The following is a 24,666-nucleotide window of genomic DNA, read 5'->3' on the forward strand; positions in this document are numbered from 1 at the left end:
GCCGCAGCCCTCGATGAACAAGGGCTGTTGGCCTACAAATCGTAAGCGGGAAATTAGAAACGTAAGCTTTTGAAAACGTCGGGTAATCCTTTAGAAAACGCCCGTGTGGCGCGGGCGCATCGTGGCACTACTTTTTCTTGCTTCTTGCCGTGCTGCCCTTGCCAGCCTTTGCTGCCTTGGCGCTCTTGCTCCCTCCGTTTTCTTTCTCGAACAACTCGAAGTACTCCGACGCCAGCTTGCGCAGCGACCGCCCGATGTTCGCGTAGTCGTATTCGTTGAGGTTGGCCAGCGACACGCGCCCCGACGCATGCTTGCCGCCGAAGCCGCGGCCGGGCAGCAGCACGATGCTGGTTTCTTCGGCGATGCGGAACAGCGCCTCGTTCGGTTGCAGCTTGGTCACGATCCATTTGCCAAAGCGTTCGCCGTGCATCTGCGTGGCGATGTCCTGCAGGTCGAGCAGGTGGTAGTAGCTCACCGAGTTCGGGTCGACCTCCAGCGGCAGGCCCAGTTCGCGGTACAGCGCCTCCTTGCGGCGCAGCACGATGTGCTTCATCGACTTCTTGTACGCGTCCGGTTCGTCCATCAGGCAGAACAGCGAGAACATCACCATCTGCGCCTGCACCGGCGTCGAGAGCCCGGCCGTGTGGTTGAGCGCCACGGTGCGGCTGTCGGCCACCAGCCGGTCGATGAACTTCAGCTTGCGCGGCTCGGTGGTGATGGAGCTGTAGCGCGCATCCAGTTCCTTGCGCTTGGCCTCGGACAGCGCCGCGATCTGGCGGTCGAGGATGTTGTCCTGGTGCGTGGCCACCACGCCCATGCGCCAGCCGGTGGCGCCGAAGTACTTGGAGAACGAATACACCAGGATGGTGTTGTGCGGGCAGATCGCGAACAGCGAGCGGAAGTTGTCGGCAAAGGTGCCGTACACGTCATCGGTGAGGATGATGAGGTCGGGCCGCTGCTTCACGATGTCGGCGATGTAGCCCAGCACCTCGTCGCTGATCTTCACCGAGGGCGGATTGCTCGGGTTGCACAGGAAGAAGGCCTTGACCTTCGGGTCGAGCAGCTTCTGCAGCTCCTTCTTGGTGAACTGCCAGTTGTTCTCGGGCGGTGCGTCGATCAGCGCCTCGATCAGCTGGTAGTCGTTGAGGTGCGGAATCTCGATGTACGGCGTGAAGATCGGCATGCCCAGCGCGATGGTGTCGCCGGGCTGCAGCAGATGGTTTTCGCGCAGGCTGTTGAACAGGTAGGTCATGGCGGCGGTGCCGCCCTCGACCGCGTACATGTCGAACTTGCCTACGAAGGGGTGCGTGCCGATCATCTCCTTGTGGATGTACTGGCCCACGATGATCTCGGACAGGCGCAGCATGCGGTCGGGCACCGGGTAGTTGCAGCCGAGGATGGCCTCGCACATCTCGTAGATGAAGTCGCCGGCCGACAGGCCGAGCTGGTCGCGCACATACGAAACCGCGGCCTCGATGAAGCGCGTGCCCGGCTCGCCCGCATGGGCCTTGGCAAAGATCTCGAAGCGCGACTCGATGCCTTCGCGCTGCGGAAAGCCGCCCACGCCTTCCATGTAGATGTACGAACGCTCGCTCTCGGTCATCGCGAACAGGCCGAACTGGAAGAAGCCGTGGCGCGGCGTGGTCGCCAGAAAGTTCGGGTTGCCGCGCCCCGCATTCAGCATGAGGCGGTCGCTCTGCTTGGCGACCTGGATCAGGGCATCCTTCAGTTCGAAGGGGCTCAGGCCACCGAGTTTTTTCACGTCGCTGAAGTCCATTGCAAAGCTCCTGGTTGAGAGAAAACAAGAAAGAACAAAAAAGAAGAAGGGCGCCGCAGCGCACCACGCACCGTGCGCGATGTGCCGCGCTCAGACGAGCGCGACGATCAGCGGGCCGAGCAGGGTAAGGAACACGTTCGCCAGCGCATAGGTGATGGCGAAGGGCACGGTGGGCGTGGTGTTCTCCGCCTTGTCGAGCACTTCGCCGAAGGCCGGGTTGGCGCTGCGCGAGCCACTCAACGCACCCGCGAAGATGGCCGTGTTGCTGTAGCGAAGCACGTAGCGGCCGAACAGCATGGTCAGCAGCATCGGCACGATGGTCACGACCACGCCCACGCCGAAGATGGTCAGGCCCAGCTGCTTGATCGTCTCGACCGCCTGCAGGCCTGAAGACAGGCCCACCACCACCACGAAGCCCGCAAGGCCCAGGTCTTTCAGCAACTGCACCGCGCTCGGCGGCAGCGCGCCGAAGGTCTGGCGCTTGGCGCGGTACCAGCCGAAGAGCAGGCCCGACAGCAGCGCGCCGCCACCGGCACCCAGCGTCAGTGGGATGTTGCCGACCTTCACGCTCAGCAGGCCGACCAGCAGCCCCACCACGAGGCCCGCGCCGAGGTACACGAAGTCGGTCTTGGCGCTCGGCACGATCACGTCGCCGACGATGGCGGCCGCGCGCTTCACATCCTGCTCGGCACCGAAGATCGACACCAGGTCGCCGGTCTGCACCACGGTGTCGGGCCGCATCGGCAGCACCTTGCCCATGCGGCTCAGTTCCGTCACGAAGATGCCGTGGCGCACGCCGCCGGCGGTGGCCTTGCGGATCTCGTCCACGGTCTTGTGGTCGAACTCCTTGTTGGTCAGCACGATCTCGCGCTTTTGCAGGGTGAGTTCCATGCCGTCGACCGCGTAGACCTCCTTGCCCAGCAGCGGGGCACTGCCCACCACCGCATCGCGCCGGCCGACCGCGAGCACGATGTCGCCCTGGTGCAGCATCAGCTCGGGGCTGACTTCGATGAACTTGCCGGCGCGCTTCACGCGCTCGATGGTGATGGTGGTCGCCGGGTTCGCGTTCTCGATGTCGGCCACCGTGCGCTTCGGGTCGGTCGTCAGTTCGTAGATGCGGCCGACCAGCGAGGGCGCCGCTTCCTCCTGGTCAGGGCCCAGCACCCTCACGCCGGCCTGCATGGCCGTCTCGGCCGCGATGGCGTCGTCGCGGATGGTGCGGCCCATCAGCTTGGGCAGGATGTTGACGCACACGATGATGGCGCCGAAGGAGCCGAACACGTAGGTCACCGCATAGCCGATGGCCACGTTGCTCTGCAGCCGCGCCGTCTCGGCCGCCGCGAGCCCGAGCTTGCCGATGGCATCGCTGGCCGTGCCGATGATGGCCGACTGCGTGAGTCCGCCGGCCGCCACGCCTGCGGCCAGGCCTTTGTCGAGGCCGAACAGCTTGGCCATGATCACCACCGTCGCAAGACCCGTGGCCGCCATCACCGCGGCCAGGATGATCTCCTTGACCGACTGCCTGCCGAGCGAGCTGAAGAACTGCGGCCCGCTCTCGAAACCCACCGCGTAGATGAACAGCGCGAACAGCACCGCCTTCACGCCGCCGTCGATCTGCACGCCCACCTGGCTCACGATCACCGCCACCAGCAGCGAGCCCGCCACGCCGCCGAGCTGGAACTTGCCGAACTTGATCTTGCCGATCCAGTAGCCGACCGCCAGCGAGAGAAAGAGCGCCATCTCCGGCGACTTCTTGAAGAGTTCGTGCAGCCATTCCATGGGTCAAGTCCTTTCAGGTTCCTGTGTTTTTCGCGCCCCTTTCGGGGAAGGGTTGGGGTGAGGGCACGACGGCCATCGAGCGGGCGCAGCCGTGTTGCACAAGCGCCGCTTGCCCCCATCCCAGCCTTCCCCCGGAAGGGGAAGGAGTCAATGCCAATACCTCACTTCGCCGCATGCACCAACCCTGCCAGGGCCACGATCAATGGGCCCATCAGCGGCAGCACCACGTTCGAGATCGCATAGGTGATCGTGTAGCCCAGCAGCGGCGTGGCATTGCCCGATGCGTTCTGTACGGCACTGAGCGCGGGCGTGCTGCATTGCTGGCCCGCGATAGCGCCGAGCAGCACGGGCGCTTCGAGCTTGAGCAGCCGGTGGCCGACGAAGAGCGAAATGGTCGCCGGCACCACCGCGATGGCCACGCCGACCAGCGGCAGCGCAACGCCGAACTTCTTGATGAGCGTCAGCGCCTGCGGCCCCGAGGCCAGGCCCACGCAGGCGATGAAGGTGGCAAGGCCCAGGTCTTTCATGAGCGCGAGCGCATCGGGCGGCACGCTCAGGCGGTGCGGGTTCTTCGACTGGTACCAGCCGAAGGCCAGCCCGGTGAGCAGCGCGCCGCCACCGGTGCCGAGCGAGAACGGAATGCCGCCGAGCTTGACGCTGAAGCCGCCGATGAACACGCCGAGCAGGATGCCCATGGCCGCAAAGCTGATGTTGCTGCGCGTGGAGACGATCACGCGATCCCCCACCAGCGGCAGCGCCTTGTGCATGTCGGCCACGGGCGCGTAGAGCTTGAGCACGTCGCCGCGCTGCAGCTTCACGTCGTGCAGCAGCGGCATGACGTGGCCGTCGCGCGCCAGGCCGACGATCTGCACCGTTGCGGGCAGGGCCGCATCGAGCGCGCGCAACTCGCGGCCGAACCATTCGCGCTGGTTGACCACGACCTCGGTGGTCTCCACGACCGCATCGAAGGCCGTGGTGTCCGCGAACTCGCGGCCCAGCAGCTCGGCCACGTTGACCAGCGCGGCGCGGCGCCCGATGGCCAGCACCTGGTCGAAGGCCTGCAGCCGCAGCGTGGGCTCGACCGCAAGGCTCTGGCCGCGCCGCACCACGCGCTCGATGTGCGCCTGCCCGCCGAAGATGGCGGTCAGTTCGCCGACCGTGCGGCCCCGGCCCACCGTGACCTTGAACACGCGGCCGACCATCTCGGGCGTGGCACTGGCCGCGTCGGGGTCGTCGCCGCCACCGCCCATCGTCTTCCAGAGCTTGTCGGCTTCGGCACGCAGGTCGACGCGCAGCAGCAGCGGAAAAATCTGGCTCGTGGCGACCACGATCGCGATCAGGCCGAACACGTAGGTGATCGAATAAGCCGTGACCACGTTGGCCTGCAACTGCTGGATGTCCGCCAGCGGCAGGGCCAGCTTGGAGATGGCATCGGTCGCCGTGCCCACCACCGCCGATTCGGTCGCGGCGCCGGCCATCAAACCCGCGGCCGTGCCCTGGTCGAGAGACAGCAAGAGCGTGGCGCCCAGCACCAGCGCGAGCACCACGACGACTTCAACGAGGCACAACAACCCGAGCCGCAAGCCCTTGGCATCGAGGTTGGCAAAGAACTGCGGGCCGCCCGCATAACCGAGCGCGAAGATGAAGAGCATGAAGAACACGTTCTTCACGCTGTCGTCGAGCGTGATGCCCAACTGGCCGACGACGAGCGCCGCGATCAGCGTGCCGCAGATGCCGCCGAGCTGGATCGGGCCGAAGCGGATCTGGCCGATGGCATAGCCAATGGCAAGCACGAGGAAGAGTGCTATTTCGGGCTGGCTTTTCAGTATTCCGGTCAGCTCACCGATCACCCGCCGTTCCTCTCGTTGCAAATTGCAGTTACCGAATTGGTCAGACCATTTTGTCGGGATTCGGACAATGCGCAAGACTGTTTCGAAAAGGTTAAGCGCCGGTGTGAGGCCCATGTACATCGGTTGTCTTGCATCGGGTAATGAAGGGCGAACTTTGTTCTGATGCCATCGAGATGGCCCATGCAACCGATGTGATGCGCCGCCTGTTTTTCACACGGGCTCTTGCTGCACAAGGCACCCGGCAACGTCGTCGATCAGCACTTCTCGCGTTGAGCCGAAAGGCAATTTGCACCGGCAATGCGGCCCGCGCGACCTCCGGGTTTTCGATAACTAAAGCCGCTTGATTTAGTCGCCTCACTGAACGATAGTCCTCCTGCGTTCGGATGCCCCGCCTTCTTTTTCCTTTGCAAGGCGCGCGTCCGGTTCAACAGACCGCAGGCGCATGGCCGCCTGCCAACGGAGACAAACCATGTTCAGCTCCCGCTCCATCCTGGCCATGGCGGCCATGTCCCTGGCCGCATCCGCCGCCTTCGCGGCCGACCAGCCCGTCATCGGGCTGGTCACCAAGACCGAGACCAATCCCTTCTTCGTGAAGATGAAAGAGGGCGCGCAGGAAGAAGCGAAGAAGCTCGGCGCCAAGCTGCTGTCGGGCGCGGGCAAGGCCGACGGCGACAACGCGGGCCAGATCACCGCGATGGAGAACATGATCGCGGCCGGCGCCAAGACCATCCTCATCACGCCCAGCGATGCCAAGGCCATCGTGCCCGCCATCAAGAAGGCGCGCGACAAGGGCATCATGGTGATCGCGCTCGACAGCCCGGCCGATCCGCCGGACGCGACCGACGCGCTCTTCGCCACCAACAACTACACCGCCGGCGTGCTGATCGGCGAATACGCCAAGGCCGCGATGGCCGGCAAGACGCCGAAGATCGTCGCGCTCGACCTGCTGCCGGGCCACCCGGTGGGCGCGCAACGCCACAACGGCTTCATGAAGGGCTTCGGCCTCGCGGCCAATGACGCCAAGTCGAACGAGCTGTCGAAGGCGCCCGAGATCGTCTGCATGGCCGACAGCTTCGGCGACCAGGCCAAGGCGCAGACCGTGATGGAAAACTGCCTGCAGAAGGCACCCGACGTGAACCTCGTCTACACCATCAACGAGCCCGCCGCGGCCGGTGCCTACAACGCGCTCAAGCGCGCCGGCAAGGAGAAGGGCGTGATGATCGTCTCGGTCGACGGCGGCTGCCAGGGCATCAAGGACACCAACGCCGGCATCATCGCCGCGACCTCGCAGCAGTACCCGCTGAAGATGGCCGCCATGGGCGTGGCGGCAGGCGTCGAGTTCGCCAAGACTGGCAAGAAGGCCACCGGCTATGTCGACACCGGCGTGACGCTGATCGCCGGCAAGAGCGTGGCGGGTGTCGACAGCAAGGACACCAAGACCGGCGCCGAACTGTGCTGGGGCAAGAAGTAAACAAATAGCCCCAGGGAGGCACATCGATGGCGAAATCCGCAACGCACCACATTCCGTGGGGCGCTCTGGGGCCGTGGCTGGCCCTGCTCGGCGCGTGCATTTTCTTTGCGACGCAGTCCGACCGTTTTCTCACGGGCGAGAACTTCTCGCTGATCCTGCAGCAGGTGATGGTGGTCGGCGTGATCGCCATCGGCCAGACGCTCATCATCCTCACGGCCGGCATCGACCTGTCGTGCGGCATGGTGATGGCGCTGGGCGGGATCATCATGACCAAGTTCGCCACTGAACTGGGCATGCCGGTGCCGGTCGCCATCCTCTGCGGCATCGGCGTGACCACGCTGTTCGGCCTCGTCAACGGCCTGCTGGTCACGCGCATCAAGCTGCCGCCTTTCATCGTGACGCTGGGCACGCTGAACATCGCCTTCGCGATCACGCAGCTGTACTCGTCGTCGCAGACCATCACCGACCTGCCCACCGGCCTCACGGGGCTGGGCACCACCTTCGCCATCGGCGGTGCCGAAGTGGCATGGGGCTCGGTGCTCATGGTGGTGCTCTACGGCCTCGCGTGGTTCGTGCTGCGCGAGACGGGCGCGGGGCGCCACATCTATGCCGTGGGCAACAACGCCGAAGCCACGCGGCTGGTCGGCATCCCGACGCAGCGCGTGCTGCTCGGCGTGTACGTGGCGGCGGGCGTGCTGTACGGCATCGCCTCGCTGCTGTCGGTGGCGCGCACCGGCGTGGGCGATCCGAATGCGGGCCAGACCGAGAACCTCGACGCCATCACGGCGGTGGTGCTCGGCGGCACCAGCCTCTTTGGTGGGCGCGGCATCGTGTTGGGCTCGCTGATCGGCGTGCTCATCGTTGGCGTGTTTCGCAACGGGCTCACGCTGATGGGCGTGTCGTCGATCTACCAGGTGCTGGTGACGGGCGTGCTCGTGATTCTTGCGGTGGCCGCCGATCAACTCTCGCGCAAGGGGGCTCGCTGATGAACGCAGCTACCAACCCCAAGATCGTGATGCAGGCCAAGGGCCTGGTGAAGCGCTACGGCCAGGTCACCGCGCTCGACGGCGTTGACTTCGAATTGCGCGAAGGAGAAATCCTCGCGGTGATCGGCGACAACGGCGCGGGCAAGTCGTCGCTCATCAAGGCGCTGTCGGGTGCGGTCGTGCCCGACCAAGGCGAGATCCTGCTCGACGGCGCGCCAGTGCACTTTCGCAACCCGCTCGATGCGCGCCGCGCGGGCATCGAGACGGTCTATCAAGACCTCGCCGTGGCACCTGCCATGACCATCTACGAGAACCTCTTTCTCGGCCGCGAGCTGCGCCGCCCCGGCTTCCTGGGCAACGTGCTGCGCATGCTCGACAAGAAGAAGATGCTGCAGGAAAGCATGGCGCGCATGTCCGACCTGAAGGTCGGCATCCAGTCGATGACGCAGGCGGTCGAAACGCTCTCTGGCGGCCAGCGCCAGTGCGTGGCGGTGGCGCGCAGCGCGGCCTTTGCGCGGCACGTCGTCATCATGGACGAGCCCACCGCCGCGCTCGGCGTGAAAGAGGGCAACATGGTGCTGGAGTTGATCCGCCGCGTGCGCGATCGCGGCCTGCCCGTGGTGCTCATCAGCCACAACATGCCGCACGTGTTCGAGGTGGCCGACCGCATCCACGTGGCACGCCTGGGCAAGCGCGCGGCCGTGCTCAACCCGAAGAAGATCAGCATGAGCGACACCGTGGCCGTGATGACCGGCGCCATGACCGCCGACCAGTTGCCCGCGGAGGCGCATGCCTGATGCAGAAGCCACGGCGCCCCCGCCCGACCTGCTGCGTCCGCGCGGCTCCAACCAGGTCGGCATGCGCCAGTTCAACGAGCGCGTGGTGCTGCAGGCACTGCGCGTTCACACGAGCCTGCCCAAGGCCGACCTCGCACGGCTCACCGGGCTGAGCGCGCAGACCATCGGGCTCATCACCGCGCGGCTCGAGGAAGACCAGCTCATCGTCAAGCAGAGCCGCGTGCGCGGCCGCATCGGGCAGCCCTCGGTGCCGCTCGCGCTCAACCCCGACGGCGCCTTCGCCATCGGCATCAAGGTGGGGCGGCGCGGTGCCGAGTGGCTGCTGATCGACTTCACCGCGCAGGTGCGCGAGCGCCACGCAGTGAATTACGACTTTCCCGATGCGGCCGCGTTGCTGCCGTCCATTGCCCAGCACATCCACCGGCTGCGCGACGGGCTCGGCCGGCTGGCCGCGCGCAACGTCGGCGTGGGCCTGGCCGCGCCGTTCCTGCTCGGTGGCTGGCACCGTACGCTGGGCCTTTCCAAGGCGCAGTCGGACGAATGGAACCAGATGGACCTGCTGGCCGAAGTGCGGGCGCGCACCGAAGTGCCGGTGAGCTTTGCGCGCGACACGGTGGCGGCCTGCGCGGCCGAACTGGTCGGCGGGCGCGGGCACGACCTCAAGAGCTTCCTGTACATCTTCGTCGACACCTTCGTGGGCGGCGGGCTGGTCATCAACTCGCATCTGCACACGGGGGCGCACAGCAACGCCGGGGCGTTGGCTTCGTTGCCGATGCAATCGGCGCGGGCCGATGGCGCACTGCCGCCGCAGGTGATGGCCGAAGCCTCGCTGTGGGAGCTGGAGCAGCGCCTGCAGCACGAAGGACTCGACCCGACGGCCGCCTATGACGACCGTGCGTTGCAACCACCGTTTGCCGCAGCGACCCAGGCCTGGCTCGGCTCCGCATCGCTGGCACTGGCGCATGCCATCGTCAGCAGCACCGCGGTGCTCGATCTGGCCGACGTGGTGATGGACGGTTCGATGTCGCGCGCATTGCTCCAAGCCCTGCTGGAGCAGACGCGTGCAGCGCTCGCGCAGTGCAATTGGGAGGGGCTGTGGCGCCCGCATCTGCACGGGGGCAGGGTGGGGGCGCAGGCTTGTGCGCTAGGCGGGGCGATGCTGCCGCTGCATGCGAACTTCGCGCCGGACCACGATGTGTTCCTGAAGGCGGGTTGAGGGGCCGAGGTTCGTCGGCCACTCTCGTGGCTTCGATGCAGGCGGGGCGATGTGTCCCGATAATGCGGGCCCCTTGCAAAGAACCGAATCAATGAGCACCGCAGATTTCCTCTTCGCCCCCGAGGTGCAAAAGCTCCTGATGGTCGCCTACGCGGCGCCCGATCAACAGTTTTCTTCCAGCGAGCTGGCCCAGCGAACCAAGCTCGCCCCCGACGACGTGGCGCGCACCCTGGAGCATCTGGTCGGCAGCGGCATCCTGAAGCGGCAGAAGCCGAAGGGGGACGAGGCCGATACCGTCTCGATCGACCGCGCCTTCCTCTTTCACGACGAGCTGCGCAGCATCGCGCTGAAGTCGTTCGCCGCCGCCGAGCCGGTTCGCGCGATGCTGCGCGCCAAGTTCAAGGATTCGGTCTTGCGCGCCTTCATCCTGGCGGAGGACAAGGACGGCACGCTGGAGCTGCTCGTCGTGCACGGCCAGTTGATGCCCGACGAAGCCACCATGGCGACCGCCTGCAAGAAGCTGTCGAAGAACATCCACCGGCACCTGAAGGTGCACGTCATCTCGAACGCCCGATTCAATGGCCTTACGCAGCGCGACCCGCTCATGCCGAAGCCCTCGGCGCTCGAAATCCTCAAGCTCGGGGATACGAAGGCCCAGTTGCCTGTCGAGAAGATCGGCCTGCTGCAAAGCGCGAAGAAGAAGCTGGCGACGCTGTCCCGCGCATCGAGCTAGCGAGCCGGGGAACAGCCGCCGGGCTATTTGTTCCTGTCCCTCGCAACCGCGAGGCTGCGGGCTTGCGCGATCAACGGCTTGATCGTCTCGAAGGTCTTGTCGCTCGGGTTGATCACGCAGACCCAGTACATCTTTCCGTACACCGGATGCGGCATCAGCCGGTCGAGCGCGGTGAAGTCGATGTCGGTCTGCTCCTGCTCGCCGAACAGCGCGTGAAAGGTCTCCTTGCCCACGCCGATGTTCAGGCGGAACACGCCGGGGCGGTCCAGCTTCGACGCGCTGTCGAACTCGCTGTCCTTCGTCACGAGGGTGGCAAAGGGAAACTTGTTGTCCGCGTTGTGAAAGAAGAAGGTGTTGTCGTCGGCCACCTCGAAGTGGCCGCCGGGCAGAAGGTCGATGAAGTGGTCGGTGATGGCGTCTTCGGTCATGCCCGCGATCTTGCCTGCGTTCCGTTCAGGGGGGCCAGCGCCGAAGGCCCAGTTCGTCCGCAAGCTGGCGGTAGCGCTTGATCTGCGCCTGCACGTAGTCGTCGAGCGCGGGGCCGGTCAGGTCGAAGGGGTAGAGCCCGTGGCGCTCTCGCAGCGCGGCGTAGCCGGGTGCGGTGCTTGCCTCGCGCAGGGCGTTGGTCCATGCGCGCACGGCGGCCTCGGGCACGTCGGCGCTCAGGTAGAGGCCGCGCACGGTCGGCCACACCAGCTCCACGCCTTGCTCGCGCGCGGTCGGCACACCGGTGAGCGCGCCGCCCAGCCGCGTGTCCGACAGCACGGCCAGCAGGCGCACGGCCGCACCGCCTTCGATGGCCTGCAGCGCTTCGGCCGCATCGCCGGGGAACGCGTCGACGTGCTTGCCCTGCATCGCGCTCAGCGCATCGCCGCCGCCCTCGAAGGACACGAAGCGCATGGCCTTGTGGTCTTGCCCCGCAGCGCGCACCAGCAGCGCGGCCTTCACCCAGTCCTGGCTGCCGACGGTGCCGCCTGCGCCGAAAGCGATGCGCGACGGCTCCTGCCGCAGCGCGGCGACCAGATCCTGCAGGCGCCTGTAGGGCGAGTCGCGGTGCACCGCGATCACGCCGTAGTCGGTGCCCAGCGTGGCGATCCAGCGCACGGCCGATGGCGGATGCGGACCGAAGCGGCCCTGTGCCATGTTGAGCAGCGAGCCGCTCGAAAACGCCACCAGCGTGCCCGGCCCGCCGAGGCGCCCGGTGGCGATGCGGTCGAAGGCCACGGCGCCGATGCCGCCCGGCAGGTAGCGCAACGCCAGCGGTGGGCGTCCGGGTCGCACGGCCTGCAGCGCATCGCGCGCCAGTGCGCAGGTCAGGGCGAAGCCACCGCCGGCCTTGGCCGGAATCACGCATTCGGCGGCGCCTTGCGAGGGATCGTCCGCAGCCATCGCGCGCAGGCCGGGCCACGGCATCAGCAGCGCGGACAGCGCGCGAAGGGCATGGCGGCGGGCAATGAAGGTCGGCATGGTCGTCGATGCGTCGTGCCGCTCAGGCAGCGGCAGGGCGAGGCCACCAGATGATCGCATGCAGGCCCGTGCCCGTCCCGCGCGGCTCGAGCCGCAACTCGCCTCGGTGCCGCTGCGCGATGGAGCGCGCAATCGCAAGCCCGAGCCCGAAGCCGCCCTTGCCCGCACGCGCGCCGCGCCGGAAGCGCTGGCCGAGCGCGGCGCGTTCTTCTTCGCTAAGGCCGGGCCCGTCGTCTTCGACGTTGAGGCTCCAGCCGGCCGCATCGCCCGCGGCGAAGAGTGTGATCGTGCCTTCGGCCGGCGTGTACGCGATGGCGTTCGTCACGAGGTTGCTCAGGGCCTCGCGCATCAGGCTGCGGTCTGCCACCGCCAGAAACTCCGGCGCGGGCGAGTGAATGCCCAGGTCGATGCGCTTGGCACGCGCCAGCGGCAGCAGGTCGACCGCCACTTCGCGCAGCAGCGCCGCGAGATCGGTCTCGGCAGGCTCGACCGATACCGTGTCGCTGCGGCCGAGCGCCAGCAGCTGTTGCGCGCTGCGCGTGGCGCGGCCGATCTCGGTGCCCAGCGCGTCGAGCGCGAGCTGCACCTGCGCCGGGTCTTGCTCGCGCCGGGCGTAGTCGGCCTGCATCTGCAGCGTGGTCAGGTGCGTGCGCAGTTGGTGCGAGGCGTCGTCCAGAAACTGGCGCTGCTGCGTCACCAGGTCTTGCGTGCGCGACATCTGCTGGTTGACCGCCGCCACCAGCGGCCGCACCTCGGCCGGCAGGTCGGCCTCGGCGATGCGCGTCAGGTCGTCGGGCGTGCGCGCCTGCACTTCGCGCGCCAGCCGCGACAACGGCCGCAGCGCCGCCGCCAGCGCAATCGCCGTACCGCACAGCAGCATTGCCAGCACCAGCCCGTCGCGCAGGGCCGCGCTGCGCACGAAGCGCGCGCTGAACTCCTGCCGCGAGCGCGTGCTCTCGCCCACCTGGATCAGCACGCTGCGCCCGGTGCTGCCGGCCGGTGCGCGGTCGAGGTCGCGCCGGTAGGCGGCCAGCCGCACGGCCTCGCCGAAGTAGGTGGCGTCGTAGAAGGTCGGCACACCCATCGCCAGGGCGGTGGGCGGCGCGGGCAGGTCGGCGCTGCCCAGCTCGACCAGCCCGTCGGAGGTCGCGACCCGAAAGAACACCTGCCCGCTGGCCGTCAGCTCGAAGAACTCGAACATCGTGTACGGCAGCTCGACCGAGAGACCGCCCGAGGCGGTCGAGATGTTGGCGTCGATGGACTTGAGCGCGCCCAGCAGCGAGCGGTCGTAGGCCGCGTTGGCGGCCGCCAGCGCGTTGTGCCGTGTCATCCACAGCTCCAGGCCCGTCACCACCAGCAGTGCGGGGAACAGCAGCAGCGCGAGCCGCTGCCACAGGCTTGCGCGCCGCAACCGTTCACGCAGGCGTGGCAAGACGCTCACTCAGTCGGCTTCCAGCACATAGCCCAGGCCGCGCAGCGTGACGATGCGCACGCCGCTGCCGTCCAGCCGCTTGCGCAACCGGTAGACGAAAACCTCGACCGCTTCGGGGTGCGCTTCTTCGTCGTCGGAAAACACCCGCTCCAGGATCTGCTGCTTCGACAGCGGCTCGCCACTGCGCTGCACCAGCACGCGCAGCACCGCCAGCTCGCGCGGCGACAGGGCGAGCGCTTCGCCGTTCAGCGTGAAGTGCCGGCGCGCGCCGTCGTACACCAGCGGGCCGCACGCCAGGCGCGGATGCTCGATGCCCCGCGCGCGGCGCACCAGCGCATGCAGGCGCGCTTCGAGTTCGGCCAGCGCGAAGGGCTTGGCCAGGAAGTCGTCGGCACCCGCGTTGAGCGAGGCGACGCGCTCGTTCACCGAATCGCGCGCCGTGAGGATCAGCGCCGGCAGCCGCTGGTCGCGCTCGCGCAGGCGCTGCAGCACCGTGTGGCCATCGAGCCCGGGCAGTCCCAGGTCGAGCACCAGCGCATCGTGGTCGCGCTGCTGCAATGCCCGGTCGGCCAGCCGGCCGTCGTCCACCCACTCGACCTGGATGCCCGCATGCTCCAGCGCCTTGCAGAGCCAGGTGCCCAGGGTGTGTTCGTCTTCGGCCAGCAGGATGCGCATGGCGCGATGCTAGAGCGTGAAACGCTCAATCTGGCTTGATGTTTGCCCTTGCGATGACTTTCTGCCAGCGCGCCTGCTCGGCCGCGATGAACTGCGCGAACTGCTCGGGCGTGCTGCCGACGGCCTCGGCCGCGTCGCCCGTCAGCCGCTGCATCGAGTCGGGCGACTTCACCGCCTTCATCGTCTCGGCCGAGAGCTTGGCCAGGTTGGCCGGCGCGAAATTGGCCGGCGCCAGCATGCCGTACCACTGCGTCATCTCGAAGCCGGGGAAGCCTTGCTCGGCCACCGTCGGCACGTCGGGCAACTGCGGCAGCCGCTTGGTCGAGCCGGTGGCGATGCAGCGCACCTTGCCGGCCTTGATGAAGGGAATGATCGCCGCCGCGCCGATGGCCGAGGCGTCGAGCCGGCCCGAGAGCAGGTCGGTCACCATCGGGCCGGTGCCGCGGTAGGGCACGTGCAGCATGAACACGTCGGCCGTCATCTTCAGGTACTCGAAGGCCAGGTGGCCGGCGCTGCCGTTGCCGGCGGAGCCGTAGCTCAGCTTGCCCGGCTTCGACTTGGCGTAGGCGATGAACTCCTTGAGGTTTTTCGCCGGCACGTCCGGGTGCACCACGTACAGGCTGGGCACCTTGGCCAGCAGGCTCACGGGCTTGAAGTCCTTGTTGGCGTCGTAGGGCAGCTTGGCAAAGATGTACGGGTTGACCGCCAGCGTGCCGATGTGGCCGAGGACGATCGTGTGCTGGTCGGTGCTGCGCGCCACCTCGCTCATCGCGATGTTGCCGGCCGCGCCCGGCTTGTTGTCGACGAACACGCTCTGGCCCAAGGTGCGCGAGAGTTCGGCGGCCGTCGAGCGCGCAACGATTTCGGAGCTGCCGCCGGGGGCGAAGGGCACGACGAAGCGGATCGATTTGCTCGGCCACGTGTCTTGCGCCGAAGCGATGGAAGGCAGCAGGCCGCCCAGGGAGAGGGCGCCGCCGGCTTGCAGCCAGTGGCGGCGGTTCAGGCGGGCGTCGTTCGAAAAGAGGTCGGACATGGGGCTTTGTCTCCAGCGCTTTTGGATTGAAAGCGCGCATCCTGCCCGGCGGATGCTGTCGGAATGCTGTCAGTATGCGAAGCCGAAAGCCAACACCCCCGAGCCGAGGAGAAGCAGCCCGTGAATTTCCCTGATTCGTTCCTGATTGCCGAGCATCGAAGAATCAAAGCCCTCGGGCATGCGTTGGCCGGAGGCCTCGCGGACTTGCCGCAAAGGGCTGCGGTGTACTTCCACCTGTACGAAGATTCAGGCCGGCGCAATGTCTTTCCACTGATCGCGGCGCACGGCGCGCTGTGGGCCAGCGGCTATTTCGCGCGGGGCATGAAGGCGGGGCGAATCCTGTCGCTGCAGTACATGGGGCATGCCGGACGACGGCAAGAAAAGCGCGCATCGCTCCAGGTGTTTGCGGATGCCTTCAGAAGAATCAACAGGGAGGTCTGCGCCGAGGCGTACTGCATGTACCACTTCACAAAGCTCTATGGCCACACGCCGATGGCCGAGGCGTTGGTTCCGGCCCCTCTGCTGGCCGGGCTGAACGACTGTCATCGGTCGCGCGCCGAGGCGTCCGACTTTCCGAAGGCGGCGCGCAGAGCCTTGTTCGAGGCTTTCTTTCTCTGGGAGCAGGCGGTGATCGTCTCGCCTTCCGTCGAGGCGGCGGTGGAGGCTTTCGACTGGCCGGCGGTGAAGTGGTTGGCCATGCGGCCCAAGATCGCTTTCTCTTACCTGGGCGTGGGCGGCGGCCTGCAGTTCAAGGACTTTTCCGACAAGGCCGAGCGTATCGAGCGCGGGCTTTGCGCCTACGAGGCCGCCGAAACCGTGGGCCTTGCCCAAGTCGAGGCGGCGATTGGCCGCTACGGCATCATGCCGGCCAGCTTCCTGGAGAACACGGCAGCCGAGTTTTCGGAGATCCAACGCAGGATGGGGGCCGCCGCCGCCCAGTGAGCGCTCCTTTCGGCCTGCGAGTGCGCAGGCGCGCGCCATGCGGAGTCAGATCAGGTTGCGCATCGCCTGCGCCGTCTCGCGCAGCACCGGCAGCACGCGCGCCACCGCGTCTTCCGAGCTTTCGTGCCCCATCGGCATCGTGATGTTCAGCGCGCCCACCAGCGTGCCGTGCCGGTCGCGCAGCGGCACCGCGATGCCGCGCGAGTTCAGGTCGAGCTGCTGCTCCGACAGCGCCCAGCCCTGTGCGCGGATGCGTGCCAGTTCGAGCTTCATGCGCTCCATGCTGGCGATGGTGTGCGAGGTGAACACGGTGAGCTGCCGCGTCGCCAGCCATTCGTTCAGCTCCGCGTCGCTGCGCAGGGCCAGCATCAGCATGCCCGAGGCCGTCACCTGCGCCGGCACGCGCGCGCCCAGCACGTAGCCGGTGCTCATGCTGCGGTTGGGGCCGTTGCGCGCGATGTAGATCACCTCGTCGCCGTCCATCACGCTCAGGTAGGCGATCTCGTTGGTGCCGGCCGCCACGCGCTGCAGAAAGGGCTGCACCACGCGCGGCAGGCGGGCCGACTCCAGGTACGAGCGGCCCAGGCGCAGCACGCGCGGCGTGAGCCAGAACAGCTTGCCGTCGCTCGCCACGTAGCCCATGTGCTGCAAGGTCAGCAGGTAGCGCCGCGCGGCGGTGCGCGTCATGTTCGTGCGCTGGCCGGCCTGGCTGGCGGTCAGGCGCGGGTTGGCGTCGTCGAAGGCCTCGATGATGCTCACGCCGCGCTCCAGCCCGGCGATCCAGTCGCGCTTGTCCAGCCCGGCGGGCGGTGTCGAATCGTCCTTGCTCATGGGGCGAAGTGTGCCTGCGGCGGCCGGTTTTGAAAGTGCATCGGGTGACGGTGAAAACCCTTGGTTTGAACGATTGTCGATTTTTAAAGATCGATGATCGAACGTTTTGACCAATCCAGGGCTGCATGGACGAGGGGATGGGACTATAAAGCTCGGCATCCGGCCTCTCAAAGAGCGATTGACGAACGGAAAGCATGCACATGAGCCATTCCATCAGCGGCAGCACCCAGGCGTATCTGATCCCGGGCGATCCGGTCCGCAACGTGCGGCTGCCGCGCATGTTCAACGCCACCTTCGAGCGCTTCGGCATCGACGCCGTGCTGCTGCCCATGCAGGTGCCGGTGCGCGACTTCGCGGTGTTCTTCAAGTCGGCCTTTCTGGCGCGCAACGTGCGCGGCATGGTGATCGCGCCACCGCACAAGCCGTTGGTGGTCGACCTGCTCGATGGCTGCGGCCTGTTCGGACGGGTGGCGGGCTCGGTCAACGTGGTGCGCCGCACCGAGGGCGACCAGCTCGAAGGCGACCTGTTCGACGGCGAAGGCCTCATCGGCGCGCTCGACCACTGCAACATTCCCTTTCGCGGCAAGCGCGTGCTGATCCTCGGTGCGGGCGTGAGCGCCGCGGCCATCGGCGTGGCGCTGGCCGAGGGCGGCACGGTGAATGGCGCGGAGTACATCGCCTTTCACGACAGCGCGGCCGGCAAGGCCGCCGGCGTGGCCGCCAAGCTCGATGCCTTCTTCGATGCGACCGTGGTCGCGGTCGACAGCAATGCGCCCGAGGGCTACGACCTTGTCATCAACGCCACGCCGCTGGGGCTGGTCGAAGGCGATGCGCTGCCGCTCGACGTGGCGCGCATGGACAGCCATGCGGCGCTGTTCGACATTCTTCTGCGCAACCAGCCCACGCCGCTGGTGCGCGCGGCCCGTGCGCGTGGGCTGCATGCGCAGGCCGGCTTCGAGATGCTGATCCAGCAGATGCCGCACTACCTGCGCTACTTCGGCCACGCCGATGCGGCCACGGCGTTGCGGGCCGATGCGAACTTCCTGCGCGAGATCGTCTATCCGCCCGCCATGCACGGCGAGATCGCACAGCCGATCCGCTACCACTCGGCCAACGTCGCTTGAACCCCATTCCTTCATTGTTGAAACGACTCCCATGATTTCCGGCAAGACAACGCTCATCGCCCACCTCGGCTATCCGACCGAGGCCTTCAAGGCGCCGATGATCTACAACCCCTGGTTCGACAAGCAGGGCATCGACGCGGTGGTGGTGCCGATGGGCGTGAAGCCCGAGGACTACGCGGCCTCGCTGCCGCAGATCTTCAGGTTCTCGAACCTCCGCGGCGCGCTGGTCACCATGCCGCACAAGGTCACGACGATGGCGCTGGTGGACGAAGTGACGCCGACCGCGCGCGTCGCGGGCGCTTGCAACGCCATCCTCAAGCGGCCCGACGGCACGTTGCTGGGTGACCAGTTCGACGGCGCGGGCTTCGTGCGTGGCGTGGAGCGCAAGGGGCGGCTGTTCAAGGGCACGCGCGTGCTGGTGTCGGGCACGGGCGGCGTGGGCTCGGCCATCGCGGCGTCGATCGCGGCGGCCGGCGCGGCCGAGCTGATGCTGTTCGACATGAGCGATGCATCGGCGAACGCGCTGGCCGCACGCCTGCGCGAAAACTATCCGCAGATGAAAGTGGCCACGGGCTCGAAAGATCCGGCCGGCTTCGACGTGGTCGTCAACGCCACGCCGCTCGGCATGAAAGAGGGCGACCCGCTGCCCTTCGACGTGGACCGCATCAGCCCCGACACCTTCGTCGGCGAAGTCGTGATGAAGACCGAATACACGCCGCTGCTGCAGGCCGCCAAGGCCAAGGGCTGCCAGGTGCAGGTCGGCACCGACATGCTCTTCGAGATGATTCCGGCGTACCTCGAGTTCTTCGGTTTTGGCACAGCGTCCCCGGAGGAATTGCGCGCCGTGGCCCAATTGAAGTATTGAAAGTTCAGGTCACCGCATGAGTATTTTTGAAGGTTTTCTTTCCACATCCGAAACGCTCGGCGCCTTCAGCGACCGCGCCTTCGTCGACGCGATGCTTCGCTTCGAGGCCGCGCTCGCGCGTGCGCAATCCGCCGAGGGACTGATCCCTGAAAGCGCCGCGCATTCGATCGTCGGCAGCTGCAAGGTCGAGCTGTTCGACGTGGCCAAGATCGTTCGCGAAAGCGGTCGCGCGGGCAGCGTCGCGATCCCGTTGGTCAAGGCGCTGCGCGAAGCCGTAGGCCTCTTCAATGCCGACGCCGTGCCCTTCGTGCACTTCGGCAGCACCAGCCAGGACGTGATCGACAGCGCGATGGCGCTGGTCACGCGCGAGGCGGTGGCGCTCATCGAGACCGATCTGGCCAAGGCGGCCGACGCCTTGCTGCGCCTGGCCACCACGCACGCCGAAACGCCGATGCTCGCGCGCACGCTGATGCAGCCGGCCTCGGTCACCAGCTTCGGCTTCAAGTGCGCGGGCTGGGCCGCGCCGCTGGTGCGCAGCCGCATCCGCCTGCGCGACGCGGCGAAGCACGCGCTGCAACTGCAGCTTGGCGGCGCCGTCGGCACGCTGGCGCAGATGAAGGGGCAGGGCGCGGCCGTGCGCCAGCGCATGGCCAAGGAACTGGGCCTGGGCGACCCCGGCGCCACATGGCACACGCAGCGCGACGAATGGGTCGCGCTCGGCTGCGAGCTGGGCCTGATTACCGGCAGCCTCGGCAAGATCGCCGTCGACATCGCGCTGCTCGGCCAGTACGAAGTCGCCGAAGTCGCCGAGCCCAGCGAGCCCGGCCGTGGCGGCTCGTCGGCGATGCCGCACAAGCGCAACCCGGTCGCCTCGATGGTCGCCATTGCCGCCGCGCACCGTGCGCCGCAGCGCGTGGCAGCCTTGCTCGGCGCCATGCCGCAGCAGCACGAACGCGCGCTCGGCGCATGGCAGGCCGAGCTGGCCGAATGGCCGCAACTGCTGATGTCGGCGCACGGCAGCGCGCGCGCCATGGCCGGCGCATTGCCCGGCCTGCAGGTCGATGCGGTGCGCATGCGCGCCAATATCGACCGCCTGCGCGCCGAGCTGCCGCGCGACGCGGCCGACGAATGGTTCGACCCTGCACTCGCCGCCAACGCCGGCCACATCGCACTCGCAGAAGTGAAAGCGCTGCAAGCCAAGCTCTCGGAAAACAACAAGGAACTCTCTCAATGACCGCCCCCGAAACCCCGCGCAACGACTACGAAGACGGCCTGCTCAACCGCCGCCGCGTGCTCGGCGACGCCTGGGTCGACAAGTCGCTGGCCAACCGCAACGAATTCAACGCCGAGTTCCAGGAGCTGATCACGCGGCACGCGTGGAACGACATCTGGGGCCGCCCCGCGCTGGGCGACAAGACGCGCCGCTACATGGTGCTGTCGATGATGCTGGGCATCCACGCGTACGAAGAGTTCGCGATGCACGTGCGCGCCGCGCTCGACGGTCCGCCCGAGTCGCGCCTCACGCCCGAAGACATCAAGGAAGTCATCATGATGGCCGCCATCTACTGCGGCGTGCCGGTGGCCAACCATGCCTTCGGCATTGCCACCAACATCCTGCGCGAGAAGGGCCTGCTGCCCGCGGCACCAGCCCCGTCCGCGGCGCGGTGAACGCGCCAGTCGCCCCGAAGAAGGGCCGCTTCGACGTCAGCTTCACCTTGCTGCTGCCGCTGCTGCTGGCGGCGCAACCGGTCGCCACCGACAGCTACCTGCCCGCACTTCCCGCCATCGCGAAGGAGCTGGGCTCGGCCAGCACCAGCCTCACGCTGTTCGTGCTGGCCTTCGGCTTTGCGCAGTTGCTGTGCGGGCCGCTCGCCGACCGCTTCGGCCGAAGGCCTGTGTTGCTGGCCGGGCTCGCCTGCTATGTGATCGCGGCCTTCGGCGGTGCCTTCGCGGGCAGCGTGGCGGTGCTCGCGGGCTGGCGCACGCTGCAGGGCTTTTCGATGGCGGCCATCCTCGTGTGTTCGCGCGCGGCGGTGCGCGATCTTTATCCGGCGCACGAAGGCCCGCACGTCATGGCGCGCGGCCTCACGGGCCTGGGCATGGTCGGGCTGGTGGCGCCGCTGCTGGGTGCGTGGCTGGTGCAGGGCGCCGGCTGGCGTTGGGTGATGGTCGCGATGGCGGTCTACTCGCTGCTGCTGTTCGCGCTGTGCTGGCGTTCGTTCGGCGAAACGCGCAAGCCGCTGGCCAATGGCGAATCGTCTGCGCCGCGCGGCAGCACGCGCGCCGTGTTCGCGAGCCGTTCGTTCCGCGCCTGGGCCTCGGTGGCGGCCGCCACCTATGGCGGGCTGTTCTGCTTCCTGCTGCTGTCGCCCATGGTCTACATCGGCTACCTCGGCTGGTCGCCTGCCATGTACGGCTGGATTCCGGCCGGCGGCTCGCTGGTCTACATCTTCAGCACCACCATGTGCCGCAGCCTGCTGCGCCGCTTCGGGCCGGTGCGTACGGTGCGGCTCGGTGCCTCGCTGAGCCTTGCGGGCGCGGTGATCCAGACGCTGGGCTGCTGGCTCATGCCGCTGAGCGCGGTGCCCTTGCTCTTCGGCCATGCCGTGTACTGCCTGGGCCACGGCATCCACCAGCCCTGCGGGCAGGCGGGCGCGGTGGGCGACCTGCCGCATCTGGCGGGGCGGGCCGTGTCGTGGTCGGGCTTCGGCATGATGATGGTCGCCTTCTGCGTGGGGCAACTGGCCGCGCGTTTCGTCGATGCAGATTTCTCCCATGGCGCCTGGCCGATGGTCGTGCCGATGCTGCTGGCAGGCAGCGTGCTGATGGCCATTGCGTTCCTGTGGCTGCCGCGTCTTCATCAACATCCGATAAAGGAAAGCTCACCATGACCCGTTTGAATGTCGTTCGCGAGGGCGATGGCCCGATCGTCGTGCTCAGCCATGCACTCGGTTGCGATCTCCACATGTGGGACGGCGTGGCCGCCCAACTGGCGCGCGCCCACACGGTGATCCGCTACGACCACCGCAACCATGGCGCGTCCGAGGTGGTGCCCGGTGCGCTGCGCATCGAGACGCTGGCGCAGGACGCGGCCGACCTCATCGCGCGCGAGGCGGACGGCGAGCCCGTGCACTTCGTCGGCCTGTCGATGGGCGGCATGACTGCGCAGGCGCTTGCGGTGCGGCACCCCGAGCTGCTCAAGACCATGGTGATCGCCAACTCGGCCGCCCACTACCCCGACCAGAGCCCCTGGCGCGCGCGCGCCGAGACGGTCAACGCCAAGGGCGTGGCCGCCATCGCGCCCGGCGCCGTGGCGCGCTGGCTCACGCCGGCCTATGCCGCCACGCCCGAAGGCGCCATCGCGGCGAAGAAGCTGCACGACGTGCTGGTGAGCACCGATGCGCAGGGCTACATCGAGAGCTGCAACGCCGTGGCGGCCATCGACTTTCGCGACAGCAACCACCGCATCGCCGTGCCCACGCTGGTGATCGGCGGGCTGCAGGACGAAGCCACGCCGATGGCCATGTCGCAGGCCATGGCCACGGCCATTCCAGGCGCGCGCCTGGCCACCATCGACGCGGCGCACCTGAGCGCGGTCGAGCGGCCGGCAGAGTTCACACAGCTGCTGATCGATTTCTGGCGCAGCCTTTGAGGCTGGCGAGCGGGGTGCCGACCCTAGGTGTATCCCGTATTTCGTTCGAATAATGGACGATTGCGTTCGATCATCGATCAGAAGCGCCTCGAATTGATTGTGGTGCGGCCCGGGTGTTCCTAAAGTCCACCCCCATGCATCGCTCCATCGCCACCGTGTCGCTCAGCGGCACCCTTCGCCAGAAACTCGAAGCCGTCGCGGCCGCAGGCTTCGATGGCATCGAGCTGTTCGAGGCCGACTTCATCAACTTCAAGGGCACCGCCGCCGAGCTGCGCCGCATCGCCGCTGACCTGGGCCTGACGATCGACCTCTACCAGCCGTTCCGCGATTTCGAAGGCATGCCCGAGCCGCAGTTCCGCCGCAGCCTGGAGCGCGCCGAGCGCAAGTTCGACCTGATGGAAGCGATGGGCGCGCCGATGGTGCTGTGCTGCTCCAACACCTCGCCGTTGGCCGTCAACGACCCGGCGCTGGCCGCCGCGCAACTGCATGAGCTGGCCGAGCGTGCCGCGCGCCGCAACCTGCGCGTGGGCTTCGAGGCGCTGGCCTGGGGCCGCCACACCTCGCGCTATGGCCAGGCCTGGAACATCGTGAAGCAGGCGGACCACGCGCATCTGGGGCTGATCCTCGACAGCTTTCACACGCTCTCGCTGAAGGACGATCCGGCGGGCATCGTCGACATTCCGGGCGACAAGATCTTCTTTCTGCAAATGGCCGATGCGCCGCTGCTCGCCATGGACGTGCTGCAGTGGGCGCGCCACCATCGCTCGTTTCCGGGGCAGGGTGACTTCGACGTGGTCGGCTTCTTCGAGAAGGTGCTGCTGGCGGGCTACACCGGGCCGCTGTCGCTCGAAATCTTCAACGACATCTTTCGCGAGACGCCCAACCGCCGCACCGCTGTCGATGCGATGCGCTCGCTGCTTTATCTCGAAAGCGAAACGCGGCAACGGCTGGCCTCGGCTTCAGCGAAGGCAACGGTGCAGCCGCTGCGCGTCGAGCTGTTCCATCCGCCGGCGGTGCCTGCGCTCTCGGGCCTGTCGTTCATCGAGTTCGCGGCCGACGAGGCTTCGGCCCAAACGCTGGGCACGCTGCTGCGGCAACTGGGCTTTCGCCGCGTCGGGCAGCACCGCTCCAAGGCCGTGACGCTGTACCGGCAGGGCGAGACCAACTTCATCGTCAACGCGCAGCCCGACTCTTTTGCGCGCAGCCGCTTCGACGCGCACGGCACCTCGGTCTGCGCGCTGGGCGTGCGCTGCGCCGACCCGCTCGCGGCCGTGGGCCGCGCTACCGCCATGCGCTCGCAGCGGCACGACAGCCCGGTCGGCCCGAACGAGATGCGCGTGCCGGCCGTCGTGGCACCGGGCGGCAACCTCATCCACTTCGTGCCCGAGGCGCTGGGCCCGAACGGCCTGTACGAGGCCGACTTCATCCTCGATGAAGACGGCGCGGGCGATGCGGCCAACGACGCCGGCCTGCAGCGCATCGACCACGTGGCACTCGGCCTTGCGCTCGACCAGCTCGACACCTGGGTGCTGTTCACGCGCGCCGTGCTCGGCCTGGAGCCCGGCGAAAGCCTGGAGCTGGCCGACCCCTTCGGCCTCATCCGCAGCCGTGGCGTGGCCAACGCAGACCGGTGCCTGCGCCTCGTGCTCAACGTGTCGCTGAGCCAGCGCACCCGCACCGCGCGCACGCTGAGCGTGACGGGCGGCGGCGCGGTGCACCACATTGCGCTCAGCTGCGAAGACATCTTCGATTCGGTCGCGAAGCTGCGCGCCAACGGCACGCGCTTCGTGCCCATCTCCGACAACTACTACGACGACCTTGCGACGCGCATCGACATCGCGCCCGAGCTGCTGGCGCGCATGCGCGCGGCGGGCGTGCTGTTCGACCGCTCGCCGGCCGGCGACTACCTGCATACCTATACCGAGAGCTTCGAGGGAGGACTGTTCTTCGAGGTCGCGCAGCGCGTCGGTGCCTACGACGCCTACGGTGCCCTCAACGCACCGGCGCGCATGGCTTCGCAAGCGCAGGACTGATTG

At 67.5% G+C, this 24,666-nt stretch carries 22 protein-coding genes; 13 read left to right on the forward strand and 9 right to left on the reverse strand.

Annotation, left to right across the window (positions count from 1 at the left end; all coding sequences use genetic code 11):
* Positions 1 to 127: 127 nt before the first annotated feature.
* From ACGLHS_RS03190 to aspT (ACGLHS_RS03200), 3 genes are all read right to left on the reverse strand, one after another.
* Complete coding sequence (locus ACGLHS_RS03190; RefSeq protein WP_093237171.1) at positions 128 to 1,777, reverse strand: bifunctional aspartate transaminase/aspartate 4-decarboxylase; 1,650 nt, start codon at positions 1,775 to 1,777, stop codon at positions 128 to 130.
* 90 nt (positions 1,778 to 1,867) lie between these two features.
* On the reverse strand, positions 1,868 to 3,556 hold the full coding sequence (aspT, locus tag ACGLHS_RS03195) for an aspartate-alanine antiporter (RefSeq protein ID WP_394476762.1): 1,689 nt from the start codon (positions 3,554 to 3,556) through the stop codon (positions 1,868 to 1,870).
* Between the two features lie 161 nt (positions 3,557 to 3,717).
* Entirely contained in the window at positions 3,718 to 5,406 is a 1,689-nt protein-coding gene (gene aspT, locus ACGLHS_RS03200; protein ID WP_394476764.1) for an aspartate-alanine antiporter, read from the reverse strand.
* Between the two features lie 469 nt (positions 5,407 to 5,875).
* Here aspT (ACGLHS_RS03200) and ACGLHS_RS03205 point away from each other — a divergent pair, with 469 nt between their 5' ends.
* The 5 genes from ACGLHS_RS03205 to ACGLHS_RS03225 all read left to right on the forward strand — a co-directional run bounded on the left by ACGLHS_RS03205 (position 5,876) and on the right by ACGLHS_RS03225 (position 10,609).
* Positions 5,876 to 6,877 (forward strand): sugar ABC transporter substrate-binding protein, encoded by a 1,002-nt coding sequence (locus ACGLHS_RS03205; RefSeq protein ID WP_394476766.1) that lies wholly within the window; start codon positions 5,876 to 5,878, stop codon positions 6,875 to 6,877.
* A 26-nt stretch (positions 6,878 to 6,903) separates the two neighbouring features.
* Positions 6,904 to 7,863 (forward strand): ABC transporter permease, encoded by a 960-nt coding sequence (locus ACGLHS_RS03210; RefSeq protein ID WP_394476768.1) that lies wholly within the window; start codon positions 6,904 to 6,906, stop codon positions 7,861 to 7,863.
* Complete coding sequence (locus tag ACGLHS_RS03215; protein ID WP_394476771.1) at positions 7,863 to 8,660, forward strand: ATP-binding cassette domain-containing protein; 798 nt, start codon at positions 7,863 to 7,865, stop codon at positions 8,658 to 8,660. The genes ACGLHS_RS03210 and ACGLHS_RS03215 overlap by 1 nt, the downstream gene beginning before the upstream one ends.
* Positions 8,653 to 9,876, forward strand: coding sequence for an ROK family protein (locus ACGLHS_RS03220; RefSeq protein WP_394476773.1), 1,224 nt, complete (start codon positions 8,653 to 8,655; stop codon positions 9,874 to 9,876). Before ACGLHS_RS03215 ends, ACGLHS_RS03220 begins: the two co-directional genes overlap by 8 nt.
* A gap of 91 nt (positions 9,877 to 9,967) precedes the next feature.
* Positions 9,968 to 10,609 carry a hypothetical protein gene (locus tag ACGLHS_RS03225; RefSeq protein WP_394476775.1) on the forward strand — a complete coding sequence of 214 codons (642 nt, stop codon included), beginning with the start codon at positions 9,968 to 9,970 and terminating at the stop codon, positions 10,607 to 10,609.
* Positions 10,610 to 10,632: 23 nt separating this feature from the next.
* On the opposite strand, the gene ACGLHS_RS03230 is transcribed toward ACGLHS_RS03225, so the two are convergent.
* From ACGLHS_RS03230 to ACGLHS_RS03250, 5 genes are read right to left on the reverse strand one after another with little or no spacing between them, the layout of a single operon-like run.
* Complete coding sequence (locus tag ACGLHS_RS03230) at positions 10,633 to 11,037, reverse strand: DUF6194 family protein (protein WP_394476776.1); 405 nt, start codon at positions 11,035 to 11,037, stop codon at positions 10,633 to 10,635.
* A 25-nt stretch (positions 11,038 to 11,062) separates the two neighbouring features.
* Complete coding sequence (locus tag ACGLHS_RS03235; RefSeq protein WP_394476778.1) at positions 11,063 to 12,076, reverse strand: Bug family tripartite tricarboxylate transporter substrate binding protein; 1,014 nt, start codon at positions 12,074 to 12,076, stop codon at positions 11,063 to 11,065.
* Positions 12,077 to 12,098: 22 nt separating this feature from the next.
* Positions 12,099 to 13,517: a sensor histidine kinase gene (locus ACGLHS_RS03240; protein WP_394476780.1), complete on the reverse strand. Its 1,419-nt coding sequence runs from the start codon at positions 13,515 to 13,517 to the stop codon at positions 12,099 to 12,101.
* Positions 13,518 to 14,183: a response regulator gene (locus tag ACGLHS_RS03245; protein ID WP_394476782.1), complete on the reverse strand. Its 666-nt coding sequence runs from the start codon at positions 14,181 to 14,183 to the stop codon at positions 13,518 to 13,520. It lies immediately after the preceding gene.
* A 25-nt stretch (positions 14,184 to 14,208) separates the two neighbouring features.
* The gene (locus ACGLHS_RS03250; protein WP_093237181.1) at positions 14,209 to 15,216 is read right to left on the reverse strand and encodes a tripartite tricarboxylate transporter substrate binding protein; all 1,008 of its coding nucleotides are present in this window, start codon (positions 15,214 to 15,216) and stop codon (positions 14,209 to 14,211) included.
* Between the two features lie 63 nt (positions 15,217 to 15,279).
* On the opposite strand from ACGLHS_RS03250, the gene ACGLHS_RS03255 reads away from it, so the two are divergent.
* Complete coding sequence (locus tag ACGLHS_RS03255) at positions 15,280 to 16,158, forward strand: hypothetical protein (protein ID WP_394476784.1); 879 nt, start codon at positions 15,280 to 15,282, stop codon at positions 16,156 to 16,158.
* Between the two features lie 45 nt (positions 16,159 to 16,203).
* On the opposite strand, the gene ACGLHS_RS03260 is transcribed toward ACGLHS_RS03255, so the two are convergent.
* Positions 16,204 to 16,989: an IclR family transcriptional regulator C-terminal domain-containing protein gene (locus ACGLHS_RS03260; RefSeq protein WP_093237182.1), complete on the reverse strand. Its 786-nt coding sequence runs from the start codon at positions 16,987 to 16,989 to the stop codon at positions 16,204 to 16,206.
* A gap of 200 nt (positions 16,990 to 17,189) precedes the next feature.
* Between ACGLHS_RS03260 and ACGLHS_RS03265 the strand changes: the two genes are divergently transcribed.
* The 7 genes from ACGLHS_RS03265 to ACGLHS_RS03295 all read left to right on the forward strand — a co-directional run bounded on the left by ACGLHS_RS03265 (position 17,190) and on the right by ACGLHS_RS03295 (position 24,663).
* On the forward strand, positions 17,190 to 18,113 hold the full coding sequence (locus ACGLHS_RS03265; RefSeq protein ID WP_394476786.1) for a shikimate dehydrogenase family protein: 924 nt from the start codon (positions 17,190 to 17,192) through the stop codon (positions 18,111 to 18,113).
* Positions 18,114 to 18,144: 31 nt separating this feature from the next.
* A complete protein-coding gene (locus tag ACGLHS_RS03270; RefSeq protein ID WP_093237184.1) occupies positions 18,145 to 18,978 on the forward strand; it encodes a shikimate dehydrogenase in 834 nt (277 codons plus the stop codon).
* 16 nt (positions 18,979 to 18,994) lie between these two features.
* The gene (gene pcaB, locus ACGLHS_RS03275) at positions 18,995 to 20,212 is read left to right on the forward strand and encodes a 3-carboxy-cis,cis-muconate cycloisomerase (protein ID WP_394476788.1); all 1,218 of its coding nucleotides are present in this window, start codon (positions 18,995 to 18,997) and stop codon (positions 20,210 to 20,212) included.
* Positions 20,209 to 20,646: a carboxymuconolactone decarboxylase family protein gene (locus ACGLHS_RS03280; RefSeq protein ID WP_394476790.1), complete on the forward strand. Its 438-nt coding sequence runs from the start codon at positions 20,209 to 20,211 to the stop codon at positions 20,644 to 20,646. Before pcaB ends, ACGLHS_RS03280 begins: the two co-directional genes overlap by 4 nt.
* Entirely contained in the window at positions 20,643 to 21,869 is a 1,227-nt protein-coding gene (locus tag ACGLHS_RS03285) for a multidrug effflux MFS transporter (RefSeq protein WP_394476792.1), read from the forward strand. Before ACGLHS_RS03280 ends, ACGLHS_RS03285 begins: the two co-directional genes overlap by 4 nt.
* Complete coding sequence (locus ACGLHS_RS03290) at positions 21,866 to 22,630, forward strand: alpha/beta fold hydrolase (protein WP_394476794.1); 765 nt, start codon at positions 21,866 to 21,868, stop codon at positions 22,628 to 22,630. Before ACGLHS_RS03285 ends, ACGLHS_RS03290 begins: the two co-directional genes overlap by 4 nt.
* Before the next feature lie 134 nt (positions 22,631 to 22,764).
* Positions 22,765 to 24,663: a bifunctional sugar phosphate isomerase/epimerase/4-hydroxyphenylpyruvate dioxygenase family protein gene (locus ACGLHS_RS03295; RefSeq protein WP_394476796.1), complete on the forward strand. Its 1,899-nt coding sequence runs from the start codon at positions 22,765 to 22,767 to the stop codon at positions 24,661 to 24,663.
* Positions 24,664 to 24,666: the final 3 nt, after the last annotated feature.

The sequence above is a fragment of the Variovorax sp. VaC1 genome (assembly GCF_043658315.1).
GTDB lineage: Bacteria > Pseudomonadota > Gammaproteobacteria > Burkholderiales > Burkholderiaceae_C > Variovorax.

What these genes read in the sequence shown, in the direction of transcription:
- ACGLHS_RS03190 (WP_093237171.1), bottom strand. Translation starts at nt 1,777, where the DNA reads ATGGACTTCAGCGACGTGAAAAAACTCGGTGGCCTGAGCCCCTTCGAA.
- aspT (WP_394476762.1), bottom strand. Translation starts at nt 3,556, where the DNA reads ATGGAATGGCTGCACGAACTCTTCAAGAAGTCGCCGGAGATGGCGCTC.
- ACGLHS_RS03205 (WP_394476766.1), top strand. Translation starts at nt 5,876, where the DNA reads ATGTTCAGCTCCCGCTCCATCCTGGCCATGGCGGCCATGTCCCTGGCC.
- ACGLHS_RS03210 (WP_394476768.1), top strand. Translation starts at nt 6,904, where the DNA reads ATGGCGAAATCCGCAACGCACCACATTCCGTGGGGCGCTCTGGGGCCG.
- ACGLHS_RS03215 (WP_394476771.1), top strand. Translation starts at nt 7,863, where the DNA reads ATGAACGCAGCTACCAACCCCAAGATCGTGATGCAGGCCAAGGGCCTG.
- ACGLHS_RS03220 (WP_394476773.1), top strand. Translation starts at nt 8,653, where the DNA reads ATGCCTGATGCAGAAGCCACGGCGCCCCCGCCCGACCTGCTGCGTCCG.
- ACGLHS_RS03225 (WP_394476775.1), top strand. Translation starts at nt 9,968, where the DNA reads ATGAGCACCGCAGATTTCCTCTTCGCCCCCGAGGTGCAAAAGCTCCTG.
- ACGLHS_RS03230 (WP_394476776.1), bottom strand. Translation starts at nt 11,037, where the DNA reads ATGACCGAAGACGCCATCACCGACCACTTCATCGACCTTCTGCCCGGC.
- ACGLHS_RS03235 (WP_394476778.1), bottom strand. Translation starts at nt 12,076, where the DNA reads ATGCCGACCTTCATTGCCCGCCGCCATGCCCTTCGCGCGCTGTCCGCG.
- ACGLHS_RS03245 (WP_394476782.1), bottom strand. Translation starts at nt 14,183, where the DNA reads ATGCGCATCCTGCTGGCCGAAGACGAACACACCCTGGGCACCTGGCTC.
- ACGLHS_RS03250 (WP_093237181.1), bottom strand. Translation starts at nt 15,216, where the DNA reads ATGTCCGACCTCTTTTCGAACGACGCCCGCCTGAACCGCCGCCACTGG.
- ACGLHS_RS03255 (WP_394476784.1), top strand. Translation starts at nt 15,280, where the DNA reads ATGCTGTCAGTATGCGAAGCCGAAAGCCAACACCCCCGAGCCGAGGAG.
- ACGLHS_RS03260 (WP_093237182.1), bottom strand. Translation starts at nt 16,989, where the DNA reads ATGAGCAAGGACGATTCGACACCGCCCGCCGGGCTGGACAAGCGCGAC.
- ACGLHS_RS03265 (WP_394476786.1), top strand. Translation starts at nt 17,190, where the DNA reads ATGAGCCATTCCATCAGCGGCAGCACCCAGGCGTATCTGATCCCGGGC.
- ACGLHS_RS03270 (WP_093237184.1), top strand. Translation starts at nt 18,145, where the DNA reads ATGATTTCCGGCAAGACAACGCTCATCGCCCACCTCGGCTATCCGACC.
- pcaB (WP_394476788.1), top strand. Translation starts at nt 18,995, where the DNA reads ATGAGTATTTTTGAAGGTTTTCTTTCCACATCCGAAACGCTCGGCGCC.
- ACGLHS_RS03280 (WP_394476790.1), top strand. Translation starts at nt 20,209, where the DNA reads ATGACCGCCCCCGAAACCCCGCGCAACGACTACGAAGACGGCCTGCTC.
- ACGLHS_RS03290 (WP_394476794.1), top strand. Translation starts at nt 21,866, where the DNA reads ATGACCCGTTTGAATGTCGTTCGCGAGGGCGATGGCCCGATCGTCGTG.
- ACGLHS_RS03295 (WP_394476796.1), top strand. Translation starts at nt 22,765, where the DNA reads ATGCATCGCTCCATCGCCACCGTGTCGCTCAGCGGCACCCTTCGCCAG.